Consider the following 12,430-nt stretch of genomic DNA (forward strand, 5'->3'; position numbering starts at 1 on the left):
ACCTCATATTCCCTTAATGACCTTTCTTTTTTTTAAGAAGCTGATCCAAAAGTCAGCTTCTTTTTATTTTAAGTAAAGATCAAAAGGAATAGTTAGTATTTTCTGAAAAAAAGGCAAAGGACGATAAAAAAAGTATGGATATACCTACTGGACTGAGTGTATTATGAATACATACTAATGTATAAATATAAAAATATCGATTTATGTAGTCAATCAAAGCTAAAGAGAGGAGAGGGGAAATACATGGCCATCACGATAAAAGATGTGGCACAGCTAGCGAAGGTTGCACCTTCAACGGTATCCCGAGTAATCGCAAACAACCCTAGGATAAGTGAAAAAACAAAAGTACGGGTACGAAAGGCAATGAAAAAATTAGGCTACCATCCAAACTTCATTGCACGCAGCCTTGCTAATCAGTCAACGAAGATCATTGGCTTGGTCCTGCCAAGTTCATCTATTGAATTTTATCAAAATCCATTTTTTCCGACGATACTGCAAGGTTTGAGTGAGGGTGCTCAGGAAAACCACTATTCGTTATTGCTCAGTACGGGAAAAACAGAAGACGAAATCTACAATGGAGTCGTAAATATGGTGCAAGGGGGGATGGTTGACGGAATCATCTTAATGTATTCGAGGTTGAACGACCATATATTGACCTATTTAAGAGCGAGGGGCTTTCCTTTTGTCATCATTGGGAAACCATATGATTTTATGGAGGAGATAACGTATGTGGATAATGATAATATCCTCGCTGCGGAACAAGCAACGGATTATCTCATTCAACTTGGACATGAAAGGATCGGTTTCATCGGAGGAGATGTAACCCTTGTGATGACGCTAGATCGATTATCAGGGTTTGAAGGAGCGCTGAAAAGGGCAGGCATCATTCCACGGAATGAATATATCTTACATGAAGATTTTTTGCATGAAGGTGGACAAGCAGCGGCAAGGCGGCTGCTATCCATCGACGAGCCTCCAACTGCTTTGGTGGTCAGTGATGATCTTATGGCTCTTGGCGTCGTGCAGTCACTTCGGGAGATGGGGATTCGCACACCGGAGGAAATGTCCATTGTCAGCTTCAATAATGTGCTTTTCTCTGAATTATCGTTACCTGCCCTAACCTCAGTGGATATCAATATTTTCGATTTAGGCTATCAGGCGGCAAAGGGCATCATTCAGATGCTGCAAACTGGAGATGCTCCGGCTGGTGCCATCATTCCACATCATTTCGTGGAAAGGCACTCTTGCAGATCAATCAAGGAGGGCGCGATGGTAGCCATGAACTATTAATAGCAAAAGGGCATTGCTTCCAAGCAATGCCCTTTTGTTAGAAATGGACACTGAAGCCTTTAAACGTATGTATGCCTGTACCATGTTTGATCAAATCATTGTCCTTTAGGTATTGGGTAGCTTTCAACACTTCCTCCTGGATATTTGATACAAGTCCCAGCTGGTTATGACTTCCAAATATATTGGAAACTTTCTTGATTTTGGCGATTCTTTCTAATGACTTCACAAGATCTACAGGATTTGTCGAAGGATAAAATGCGTAAATGGGAGTATCCGAGTAAAGCAAATCACCTGTAAATAAATAGCCTCTATCACAATCCAATATGGAGATGTGCCCAGGAGAATGGCCAGGGGTATGATAGATGCTTAAACTCCGATTTCCAAGGTCGATCGAATCCCCATCCGCAAGGATTCCGTCAGGGATTCCTGAATATGGGGTATATGTTGAAGGATCGAATGATACAGGCCATGCTATTGTTATATCCCTGGACATGTCTTTCCTTATTTGGTTCAAGGACAAGCCCTCTATGCCATTAATGAGCCAATCGGCATCATCGGCATGAACATAAATCTTATCGAATTCCCCATGCCCGCCAATATGATCCGCATGCACGTGTGTGGTCAATACGATGATCGGCAGGTCCGTTAGCTGGTTCGTAATTCGCTTGATCGAATCGATGCCAAGTCCGGTATCAATCAATGCAGCCGTGATCGTGCCAATGAGTAAAAATGAATGCACCTTCTCCCAATGTTCATATTCACTTATCGCAAAAGTCATGTCGTCCAATTGCTGAACGGTGAACCAGGGATCGACAATGTTCTTCATAACACATCACTCCTTTCCATGTATATATTTCCGGTACGGAATGGTCATTTCCTTCATGAAAAAACAAAAATAGTGGATTCCAAAATGAAATCCACTGCAGCTGATATCATGATTTACCCGTTTACCACAGTTCCGCCGTTTACATGAATGACTTGTCCGCTTACATAGGATGAATCATCACTGGCCAAATAGACATAGGCTGGTGCTAACTCTTCGGGCTGTCCTGCGCGCCCCATTGGCGTATCCTGACCAAATTTGGCAACATCATCTTCACCGAATGAGGCAGGAATCAGGGGAGTCCAGATTGGACCAGGTGCAACACCGTTCACTCTGATGCCATCTTTTGAAATGGAGTTTGAAAGAGCTCTTGTAAAGGCTAAAATGGCACCTTTTGTAGAGGAGTAATCGATTAGCTTAGGGTTGCCCTGATAGGCGGTGATAGAGGTTGTATTAATGATGCTGCTGCCTTTTTTTAGATGCTTTAATGCAGCCTTTGTTAAGTGGAACATCGAAAAGATATTGGTGCGGAACGTTTTTTCCAACTGTTCTGCAGAAATGTCAAGGATACTTGTTTGTACATGCTGCTCCCCGGCATTGTTCACTAGAATATCCAAACCACCGAATTCATCTACCGTTTTATTGACGACATCCTGGCAGAAGTCCTCATCACCTATATCTCCAGAGATGAGTAAGCATCTTTGGCCTTCTTTTTCTATCAATTCTTTTGTTTGTTTGGCATCCTCATGTTCATCCAAGTAAGCGACTGTTACATTTGCTCCTTCTTTTGCATAGTAGATGGCCACTGATTTACCGATTCCGCTGTCACCTCCCGTGATGATTGCCGTTTTGCCTTTCAATTTGCCACTGCCTTTATATGACGATTTGACCGATTCTGGATTCGGTTTCATCTTCGTTTCCAAGCCAGGTTGGTGTTGCTGATGTTGGGGGGGGAATCCTTGTTTGCTTTCGTTTTGATTAGCCAATGTTAAAACGCCTCCTATTATTGATCTACGCTATTTCTATTCCTTGTTCTTGGGAAAAGAAAACATGGTAAAAAAAACCACATTAAATATCTTGAATTTTCTTCGAAATTCAACAATGCAACATCTTTAGTCTTACCATGTTCAGCAAAGCGGATTCATGCTGGGAGACATGTGACGGTGTAGAAATGAAGACAAAAAAAGACCAACCCAATGGGTAAGGCCTTCCAGTTTATTAGCGGTAATTCAAGAATTGTACATCAATCGAGAGATCGGCGCCCCTGATTGCGGAAATAATCCCTTGTAAATCATCCCTGTTTTTCCCAGTTACACGAATTTGGTCTTCTTGAATTTGGCTTTTCACCTTAAGGCCGCTATTTTTGATGATCGTGTTGATTTTTTTTGCTTGTTCTTTATCGATACCTTGAATGAGCTTGGCCCTTTGGCGAACGGTACCGCCGGATGCACCTTCTAATTTACCATAGTCCAAATTCTTGATGGGTACATCACGTTTAATCAATTTGCTGATAAGGACATCCTTTAATTGTTCAAGCTTATATTCATCGTCAGACACTAAAACGAGGTCTTCCTTTTCTAGGGAGACGCTGCTAACACTCCCTTTAAAATCATAGCGTGTCTGAATTTCCTTCATAGCCATTGTCACTGCATTCGTTACTTCTGAAAAGTCTACTTTGGATACAATATCAAATGAATTTTCCTTTGCCATCACTTACCTCCAGCGGGTTTATTTCCTTTATTATAGTGAAAGTGTGCAAGGAAGACAACCATATTAACCTTATGGCTAATGGGTTAATGCATGAAAAAAAGCGAGGGGGACAGGCCCCGCGCTTCATTTATGGTCCGTTTTTTTCGAATAGGAGTGTTTACCTGCTGTAAGGTTTTCCTGGTAAGCGATGTTTTTTTCGGCATTGATCGCCTGATTGTCTTTCGGTCTTTTATTGTTGTCCGCAGTTTTGGACATAATGAAAACTCCCTTCCATAATCATGATCAATATTATGGTTCACAATGATGGAAGGAAGTATGTATGTTTATGATTTCTCAGGGGTATCGTTTAAGAAGAAGAGGGCAATTGTCCCAGGGCCTGCATGTGCACCGATGACGGAGCCGATCGTGTGAATCATGAAATCACTCGTCCCGAATTCATTTTGGATGGCTTCTTTCCACTCCAGTGCCGTTTCTTCGTCATCGCCATGACTGATGGCAATCGTTTGAGTTGTTAAGTTTTTGCCTCTTTCATGCATTAATTCAATGACCCGTTTAATCAATTTCTTTTTGCCGCGAATCTTTTCAAGTGGGACCAGCTTCCCATCTTCTACGTGTAATAACGGTTTTATGTTTAATAATCCGCCAACAAGGGCAGAAGTTTTGGAGATGCGGCCACCACGTGCTAAATATTCTAGATTATCCACCGTGAACAGATGCTCCATATGGCGGGTACGAAAGTCGATATCAGCTAAAATTTCTTCTTTGGAAGCACCGCTTGCTGCTAATTCCGCGGCTTTCTTAACGATTAAGCCGACACCCATCGAAGCGCATTTCGTGTTGACGATTTCAATATCGACGTCAGGGTATTCTTCCTTCACCTGATTAAGAATCATTACAGCTGTTTGGTAGGTTCCGGATAACTCAGAGGAAAAAGCTATATAAATCCCTTGTTTTTGCTCCTTGGCAAATTGCCTGAAAAGTTCTATTAAGTATTCTGGGGAAGCTTGCGATGTTTTCGGCGCTTTCCCGTCAATCATCGCCTGATAGACTTCGTGAGAATTAATGGTAAGCAAATCTTCATAGTTTTTCCCGTCAAGATGAACTTGTAAGGGGATCAAGGATACATTGTTTTCCTTATAGAAAGACAATGGCAAATCACATGCACTATCTGCAAGAATCGTGATAGCCATAATACACCTGCTTTCGTTTTACATTTTTTAGAAAATGAGCGTTCACTCCACTTTTTAGTGTAGCACGTAACGATAAAATTTCAATCTCTACGTAAACAGAATAAATAATATTAGCTAAAAAGATAATAGGATAAGGGTGAAATGGAGGTTTTTAGAATGTATAGTGGCGAAATGAAGAAAATCATCATAGTAGTGGTCGGGGCATTCTTGAATGCGATCGCGATGAACTTTTTTCTAATACCGGCAAATGTTTATGCAAGCGGATTTACGGGGGTGGCCCAGCTTTTATCACGTATGATAGGGTCCTTTGCTCCTTTTAATGTTTCGACCGGGATTTTATTGCTGTTATTGAATATTCCCGTAACGATCATCGCTTGGCGAAAAGTTGGGAAGTCTTTTACCTTTTATAGTTTTTTAAGCGTTGCTTTGATGTCACTTTTCATGGAAGTGATCCCCATTACACGATGGTCTCCAGACATATTACTGAATGCCGTGTTTGGAGGAGTCATAGCTGCAGTAGGTGTGGGAATCACTTTGAAGTACGGTGCTTCCACAGGTGGAATGGATATTATCGCCATGTTGTTGTCACGCAAGAAGGATAAACCTGTAGGCACTTATTTATTCCTGCTCAATGGTGTGATCATCGTAACGGCCGGAGCTGTGTACGGACCGGAAAAAGCTTTGTATACATTGGTTACCTTATATACATCGACCCGTGTTGTGGATGCAATACATACACGCCATGAAAAGCTTACAGCCATGATCATCACAAAGAAAAGCGAAGAACTTAAACAGGCAATCCACGCCCAGCTGGTTCGTGGGATTACAAGGGTTCCGGCCAAAGGTGCATTCACCAATGAAAACAAAGAAATGTTATTGATAGTCATTACAAGGTATGAACTTTATGACTTGGAACGAATCATCAAAGAAGTCGATCCGCAAGCCTTTACGAACATTATTGAAACTTCGGGAATCGTCGGCACATTCAGGAGGGAATAATATTAAAGGCAAATTAAGACCATTACACTTCCGTTACAAATGGGGATTTGTCGGCGTATCTAGTTTATTGCTCGTTCAAAGCGGCTAACTCTTATAGTGTAGCGCCAATTTAAAAATCTACCGAAGGAGTGATAGTAATGGCTAAAGTTGAAAAAATGAGCAGACAGGAAGCGGGACGTAAAGGCGGGGAAGCCACTTCAAAAAATCACGACAAGGATTTTTTCAGGGAAATTGGTCAAAAGGGCGGAAAAGCGACATCCAATAATCATGATAAGGAGTTTTATCAGGAAATTGGACAGAAAGGCGGAGAGGCCACTTCCGATACCCATGGCAAGGAATTTTATAAGGAAATCGGGGAAAAGGGCGGAAAGGCCCAAAAGAGTTAATTGAATAAGGAAAAGCCTCCAGGATTTCTGGAGGCTTTTCCTTATTTCGAGTGGTTTTCCAGCTCTTCCTGGAATTCCCTCAGTTGCTCTTTCTCGGCCTCCGTCGTGTTGGCAAAGGCAGATGAAAGAGCATTTTTAGCAATTTCCTCAGTATTGTGCTGGTCACCCTCATGCTCAGAGTGGAGGGCTTCTTCAACAAATTCCCTAGCTTTTTGGAATAATTTGTTTGCCATTAGAAGCCACCGTAGCTTTGTTCAGACATAATTCTCAACCTGTCTTTTTCCGCTTGTTCAAACGTGGTGTGATAAGGAATTCTTTCGGCATGCTTGGCAACACTTTCTTTGCCCTGCTGTACAAATCTTTTGGATTTACTACCCATGCTTATCTCCTCCGATTCTGAGCGTTGTGGACAACAGAAACCAAATCTGTTATCGATATTAGTTTGGCTTCAATAGGAGATTTTATGAAGGTAAAAAATGTCTCAATAGGACTTTAAATTGAATTTTTCTTCAAGGAAGATAGCTATTCCATCTTCTTCATTCGTCAATGTCGTCATATTTGCCACGGTTTTTACAGGTGATATGGCATTGCCCATAGCAACGCCGGTTCCTGCGTAATCAAGCATTTCCAAATCGTTGTCTTCGTCCCCGAATGCAATGATTCGATCTTGAGGTATTTCCAAATAGTTGGAAACTCGTTTTAGACCTACGGCCTTGCTCAATCCGCTTTTAATGATTTCGATTATATGGAAAGGCTCTGCCCAGCGGCGATGATCGACCAATTCTGCATGAACGTCCGATAAATGCTGACGAATCTGGCCAACATAATCACTATCTGTATGAATGAGCATTGATGTAGGGGAATCCTGAAGGAAATTGCGTAAATCGCCGGTTTTCATGGTTGGATTACCTACATTGAACATGTCCATCAACTTTTGATCATGATGATGGACGTAAACGTCATCACGGACTTCAGCGATGATGTTATGGTATTTAAAGTGATCACAAGCCTCGACAATATCCTTTGCAACACTTATATCCAGCGGAGAGTGGTACACCCCCCAGCTTGTCTGTAATGGATGATGGACGAAAGCTCCATTGAAGTTGACGATTGGTGTAGTCAAGCCCAATTCGCGATAATACAGTTCGCTTGAACGAAACGGACGACCGGTTGCGATCATAATCTCGTGTCCGTCTTCTTTTAGTTTGAGCAATGTTCGTTTAGTCCTTGTAGAAATGGTTTTTTTATCTGTAAGTAAAGTACCATCAAGATCCAAAACGATTAAATGTTTTTCAGCCATGTACACACCTTCTGTTCTTTTTAATTTCATTATATGCAAATATTGTTAAGGCTATTTTAAAGGAAATGTAAATCTTTTTCATTCTTTATGCATTCCTGTATGATATTACTATATCCAGGATTATAATAATTAGAGGGAAGTACAGGTATAATGGCGTCGCTTCTGGAATTATTTCAGAGTGAGAATATTCGGAGGGGTTAAACTTGATAATTATTGAAAAAGAGCAAATCGGACAAATTCCTGTTTTACACTTGAGTGAGCAGGCAGCATTTCATCAGGAATTGCCGCTTATCATATTCATACATGGTTTTCAAAGTGCTAAGGAACATAATCTTCATTATGCTTATTTATTGGCTGAAAAGGGGTTTCGTGTTCTTTTGCCCGATGTGATCCATCATGGGGAAAGGGATTCTGGTTTAAGTGATTCCGAAATGATGCCCCTTTTTTGGGAAATGGTTTTACAGACGATAAAGGAATTATCTTTTCTGAAGGATGATTTATTATCGAGAAAACTAACCGATCCTGACAGAATTGGCGTAGCGGGTACGTCGATGGGAGGAATCGTGACGAATGGGGCGCTTGCCACTTATGATTGGATAACGGCAGGAGTGAGTCTAATGGGAAATCCATCATATGTCGCCTATGCAGAGCTCCAAATGGAAGAGATTAAAAAAAGGAAATTACAATTCCCTGTTACGGACGAGGAAGTCGGCCGAGTGATTGAGCAACTGAAACCATTTGACTTGAGTCTAAATCAAGATAGGCTAGCCAATCGCCCGCTTCTTTTTTGGCATGGAGCTAAAGACCCGATCGTACCTTATCAACATGCGTATCGATTTTATGAAGGTGTCAAACCAGGGTATGATGGGGTAAATGAAAGAATCGAATTCATCCTCGATCCCAAGGCGGGCCATAAGGTCAGCCGAGAAGGCGTGCTCATGACTGCGGATTGGTTCGGGAAACATTTGCTGTCAACTGTGCAAAAAGCTTAAGTACCTAAGCAAAATCTGTTATGATTCTAATACAGACATAGTGTAAAGTCTAAATCGTGAAATTTACGATGAAACCGACTATATCTAAAAACGAAGAGTTTAGTTTCTTCATAAAAGGAGTGATTGAAGTGGATCAAGATACAAAAGACGTTATTCTAGGAGCATTGGAGCAGGTCATTGACCCGGAGCTTGGTATAGATATCGTGAATTTAGGTTTGGTGTATGATGTGGATATGGATGAAGCAGGTCTGACTACAGTTACGATGACGTTGACCGCAATGGGATGTCCGCTGGCTGGGACAATTGTCGATCAAGTGAAGTTGGTCCTTGAAGATATCCCGGAGGTCAAGGAAACAGATGTGAAAATCGTCTGGAGCCCACCATGGACCAGAGACAAAATGTCCAGATATGCCAAGATCGCATTGGGAATCAAATAATCACCAAGTAATAACAATGAAGAGCCAGTCGCATATCAGTGAGTCCTTATAGGGTGAAACTGTTTGTGTTCTGGTTTTTTCTGATACGTTGGGGTTAGGAGTGGTTAATTGAATAGACAAGTAAAAGATTCATTAAGCAGGCCACTGAGGGATTTAAGAATCTCCGTCATCGATCGGTGTAACTTCCGCTGTCAATATTGCATGCCAGCAGAAATATTTGATGATACGTTTCAATTTCTGCCAAAAAGTGAACTTTTATCTTATGAGGAAATCGTGAGGGTTTCGAAGATATTCGCTGATCTTGGAGTTAAGAAGCTCAGGTTGACGGGCGGGGAACCACTGTTGCGGAAAGATCTTGCCATACTGATAGAATCGCTCGTAAACATTGAGGGAGTAGAGGATATTGGATTGACCACAAATGGCGTGTATTTGAAAAAACATGCCGAGAAATTGAAGGCAGCTGGGTTACAGAGAGTGAATATCAGCTTGGACAGCCTGGATGATGATCTTTTTAAGAAGATGAATGGCAGGGATATTGGGATTGAGCCGGTTCTCTGTGGTATAAGAGCTGCCAAAGACGCCGGTCTTGGCGTTAAAGTGAATATGGTAGTGAAAAAAGGAACCAATGAATCCCAAGTTCTTCCCATGGCCCGTTTCTGTAAAGAAGAGAATATGCCATTAAGGTTTATAGAATTCATGGATGTCGGACATACAAATGGCTGGCAGCTGAAGAATGTCATGACGAAAAAAGAATTGCTTGAGGTGCTCCTGGCTGAATTCGACCTTGAGCCTGTGAAAGAAGAGTATTATGGGGAAGTGGCAAAACGCTTCCAATATAAGGGGACGACTGCTGAAGTGGGCTTCATTACATCCGTATCCGAGTCTTTTTGTTCCAGTTGTACGAGGGCCCGTCTTTCTGCCAATGGAAGTCTGTATACTTGCCTATTCAATGGCAAGGGTCACGATTTGAAGTCCATGCTCCGTTCTGACATGACAGATGGGGAATTGACTCATTTCATCATATCAATGTGGAATGAAAGGGATGACAGATATTCAGATGAGCGTTCAGCGGGAACGGTAAAAGAACAGGAAAAAATCGAGATGTCATTTATTGGCGGTTAACCGAACGCCATCCCGAATTAAATCTGTATCCGTGTAAAAGCCGAGGATGAATGCCAGTAGCATTCATCTTTTTTTATACGATTTTTATGCATCTTTTTTTGGCTGATGAATTTCAGGTGAAGAAACCACGACTAAGAAAATAATGCAATGGTCCCAGTTGAAAATCATGAGTAAAGCATCACTAATCAATATTTTTAAGAGGCGATTTCAATCGATCGTGCAAATTTCAATAGGACAGTTTTCACAATCGATCTCTTGTTTCAAATAATCAATGTCAAGAATCGTAATGATTCCTTTATTTATCGAGACGACACCCTTTTTCCTAAGATGAGCAAGCAATCGATTGACCACCTCACGTGATGTGCCGCAAAAATTGGCGAGTTCTTGGTTAGTAAAGGGGAAATTGATGACTTTGCCTTCTTCAACTTCCTTACCATAACTATTTGATAAGCGGATGAGGGTGGAGTAAAATGCCCCTTTTTTACCGTGCAGGAGCATATCGCGGAACTTAGCCTGATTTCTGCGATTTTGAGCGGATAGCCATGTGATCATTTCGACTGCAAGACTGCTATCGGAGGCGATTTTCTTTTCCAATGCTTCTCTTGATATAACTGCCACACTGCCATCTTCCAACATTTTTGCATTCATCATATATTTCGGATGTTGAGAAAAAAGGACGGTTTCTCCAACCAAATCATTTTCCGAGCAAATGCGCAAAGTTAGATCCCGTCCATCTGGAACAACCTTGCTCAGCTCTACTTTGCCGCTCACTATGTAATATAAATCATCTGCGGGGGTGCTTTCCTGAAAAAGGAAGCACCCTTTTTCCATATGTTTAATGTGCCGTCTATTATCTAAAAGGGCGTGCAACCGATTTGATAACGATAATCCATTCATGTTAATATCCACCTTTCAAGTGCAGGAATATCCAATTACTACCTTTGATTTAAACGGAAAAATAGCTAGTGGTCAACATATTTGGATAAATGTAGAAGCTTTCCGGATGGACATCCGTTGATGAAATTAAAGTCTGAAATTTTATAAAAATACATTTGATTTTATTTTTATTCAGTCATATAATAATAGAATCAAAGAATGACAGGGACTAAAAATACAGGAGATGGTTAAAGTGTTTGTATCGATTGTAGGCGCAACAGGTTATGGAGGGCTGGAATTAATCAGGCTTTTGAATAATCATCCACATTTAAAAATAAAATCATTACATACTTCTTCTCAAATCGGCCGAAGTTTACATGATGAAAATGCACATCTAATGCATATGAAAGATAAATTGGAAATTATGGACCCGGAGGCGATTGCAAAAAATTCGGATATTGTATTTCTTGCCACCCCTTCAGGTGTATCCTCGGATTTGATTTCGCAATTTTCAGACCTTGATATTAAGGTGATTGATTTATCCGGAGATCTTAGGCTTCAAACCCCGGGTGAATATGAGTACTGGTATAAGAAACCGGCAGCGCCACAGCCTATTATTGAGAAAGCCGTTTATGGATTGTCTGAATGGAATGCAAATGCGATAAAGCAATCGACCATTGTTGCCAACCCAGGATGTTACCCGACTGCATCACTATTGGGTCTTGCTCCTTTGTATACGGAAGGGTTGGCTGAAGCAGCCTCAGATGTGATCATCGACGCGAAATCCGGAGTTTCCGGAGCGGGTAAATCGCCTTCAGCCGTAACACATTTTAGCGAAATGAATGAGAACTTCAAGATATATAAAGTGAACCAGCATCAACATATACCGGAAATCGAACAGCAGCTTGGACGATGGTCGCAAAATATGCTTCCAATACACCCCATTACCTTCAATACCCATCTCGTCCCGATGACTAGGGGCATAATGGCTACGATGTATATAAAGGTCGATCGTCAAACCTCGTCGGCAGAATTGGTCGACTTATACAAGACAGTTTACGAGGATCATCCATTTGTGAGGGTACAGCCGCACAACCAATTTCCATCCACCAAACAAGTATTTGGTTCAAACTTTTGTGATATCGGTGTCACCTATGATGAAAGAACAGGTAAAGTAACGGTGGTTTCGGTCATCGATAATTTAGTGAAGGGCGCTGCAGGCCAGGCGATTCAGAATGCAAATATATTAATGGGATTGGAAGAGACGGCAGGATTATGGAACAGTCCGCTTTATCCATAAATTTT

General features: G+C 41.4%; 15 protein-coding genes and 1 pseudogene. 7 read left to right on the forward strand and 9 right to left on the reverse strand.

Features of this window, described 5'->3' with window-relative positions; all coding sequences use genetic code 11:
* The first annotated feature begins 243 nt into the window (after positions 1-243).
* The gene (locus ABE28_RS05950) at positions 244-1,290 is read left to right on the forward strand and encodes a LacI family DNA-binding transcriptional regulator (RefSeq protein ID WP_064466610.1); all 1,047 of its coding nucleotides are present in this window, start codon (positions 244-246) and stop codon (positions 1,288-1,290) included.
* 37 nt (positions 1,291-1,327) lie between these two features.
* Here ABE28_RS05950 and ABE28_RS05955 read toward each other — a convergent pair whose 3' ends face one another.
* From ABE28_RS05955 to ABE28_RS05970, 5 genes are all read right to left on the reverse strand, one after another.
* On the reverse strand, positions 1,328-2,116 hold the full coding sequence (locus ABE28_RS05955; RefSeq protein WP_064466609.1) for an MBL fold metallo-hydrolase: 789 nt from the start codon (positions 2,114-2,116) through the stop codon (positions 1,328-1,330).
* Between the two features lie 113 nt (positions 2,117-2,229).
* Positions 2,230-3,099 (reverse strand): SDR family oxidoreductase, encoded by an 870-nt coding sequence (locus tag ABE28_RS05960; protein ID WP_064466608.1) that lies wholly within the window; start codon positions 3,097-3,099, stop codon positions 2,230-2,232.
* Between the two features lie 232 nt (positions 3,100-3,331).
* Positions 3,332-3,823 carry a YajQ family cyclic di-GMP-binding protein gene (locus ABE28_RS05965; RefSeq protein WP_064466607.1) on the reverse strand — a complete coding sequence of 164 codons (492 nt, stop codon included), beginning with the start codon at positions 3,821-3,823 and terminating at the stop codon, positions 3,332-3,334.
* Positions 3,824-3,946: 123 nt separating this feature from the next.
* On the reverse strand, positions 3,947-4,078 hold the full coding sequence (locus ABE28_RS24385) for a DUF3941 domain-containing protein (RefSeq protein WP_083231963.1): 132 nt from the start codon (positions 4,076-4,078) through the stop codon (positions 3,947-3,949).
* Positions 4,079-4,146: 68 nt separating this feature from the next.
* Positions 4,147-5,013 carry a DegV family protein gene (locus ABE28_RS05970; protein WP_064466606.1) on the reverse strand — a complete coding sequence of 289 codons (867 nt, stop codon included), beginning with the start codon at positions 5,011-5,013 and terminating at the stop codon, positions 4,147-4,149.
* Positions 5,014-5,169: 156 nt separating this feature from the next.
* On the opposite strand from ABE28_RS05970, the gene ABE28_RS05975 reads away from it, so the two are divergent.
* Together ABE28_RS05975 and ABE28_RS05980 are read left to right on the forward strand one after the other, a co-directional pair.
* Positions 5,170-6,012 (forward strand): YitT family protein, encoded by an 843-nt coding sequence (locus ABE28_RS05975; protein ID WP_064466605.1) that lies wholly within the window; start codon positions 5,170-5,172, stop codon positions 6,010-6,012.
* A 137-nt stretch (positions 6,013-6,149) separates the two neighbouring features.
* A pseudogene (locus ABE28_RS05980) lies at positions 6,150-6,386 on the forward strand (KGG domain-containing protein); the annotation flags it as partial.
* Between the two features lie 53 nt (positions 6,387-6,439).
* Here the strand turns inward: ABE28_RS05980 and ABE28_RS05985 are convergent.
* The 3 genes from ABE28_RS05985 to ABE28_RS05995 form a co-directional block, all read right to left on the reverse strand.
* Positions 6,440-6,631, reverse strand: a complete 192-nt coding sequence (locus ABE28_RS05985) for a DUF3813 domain-containing protein (protein WP_064466603.1) — start codon at positions 6,629-6,631, stop codon at positions 6,440-6,442.
* Complete coding sequence (locus ABE28_RS05990) at positions 6,631-6,777, reverse strand: hypothetical protein (protein ID WP_057912450.1); 147 nt, start codon at positions 6,775-6,777, stop codon at positions 6,631-6,633. Before ABE28_RS05990 ends, ABE28_RS05985 begins: the two co-directional genes overlap by 1 nt.
* A 102-nt stretch (positions 6,778-6,879) precedes the next feature.
* A complete protein-coding gene (locus ABE28_RS05995) occupies positions 6,880-7,698 on the reverse strand; it encodes a Cof-type HAD-IIB family hydrolase (RefSeq protein WP_064466602.1) in 819 nt (272 codons plus the stop codon).
* 203 nt (positions 7,699-7,901) lie between these two features.
* On the opposite strand from ABE28_RS05995, the gene ABE28_RS06000 reads away from it, so the two are divergent.
* From ABE28_RS06000 to moaA, 3 genes are all read left to right on the forward strand, one after another.
* Positions 7,902-8,690, forward strand: a complete 789-nt coding sequence (locus ABE28_RS06000) for an alpha/beta fold hydrolase (protein WP_064466601.1) — start codon at positions 7,902-7,904, stop codon at positions 8,688-8,690.
* 128 nt (positions 8,691-8,818) lie between these two features.
* The gene (locus ABE28_RS06005; RefSeq protein WP_061143046.1) at positions 8,819-9,127 is read left to right on the forward strand and encodes a metal-sulfur cluster assembly factor; all 309 of its coding nucleotides are present in this window, start codon (positions 8,819-8,821) and stop codon (positions 9,125-9,127) included.
* A 108-nt stretch (positions 9,128-9,235) separates the two neighbouring features.
* Positions 9,236-10,249, forward strand: coding sequence for a GTP 3',8-cyclase MoaA (gene moaA / locus ABE28_RS06010; RefSeq protein WP_064466600.1), 1,014 nt, complete (start codon positions 9,236-9,238; stop codon positions 10,247-10,249).
* 207 nt (positions 10,250-10,456) lie between these two features.
* On the opposite strand, the gene ABE28_RS06015 is transcribed toward moaA, so the two are convergent.
* Positions 10,457-11,146, reverse strand: coding sequence for a Crp/Fnr family transcriptional regulator (locus ABE28_RS06015; protein WP_083231964.1), 690 nt, complete (start codon positions 11,144-11,146; stop codon positions 10,457-10,459).
* 232 nt (positions 11,147-11,378) lie between these two features.
* Here ABE28_RS06015 and argC point away from each other — a divergent pair, with 232 nt between their 5' ends.
* The gene (gene argC / locus ABE28_RS06020) at positions 11,379-12,425 is read left to right on the forward strand and encodes an N-acetyl-gamma-glutamyl-phosphate reductase (protein ID WP_064466599.1); all 1,047 of its coding nucleotides are present in this window, start codon (positions 11,379-11,381) and stop codon (positions 12,423-12,425) included.
* Positions 12,426-12,430: the final 5 nt, after the last annotated feature.

Origin of the sequence: Peribacillus muralis (assembly GCF_001645685.2) — a bacterium.
GTDB classification, from domain to species: domain Bacteria; phylum Bacillota; class Bacilli; order Bacillales; family DSM-1321; genus Peribacillus; species Peribacillus muralis_A.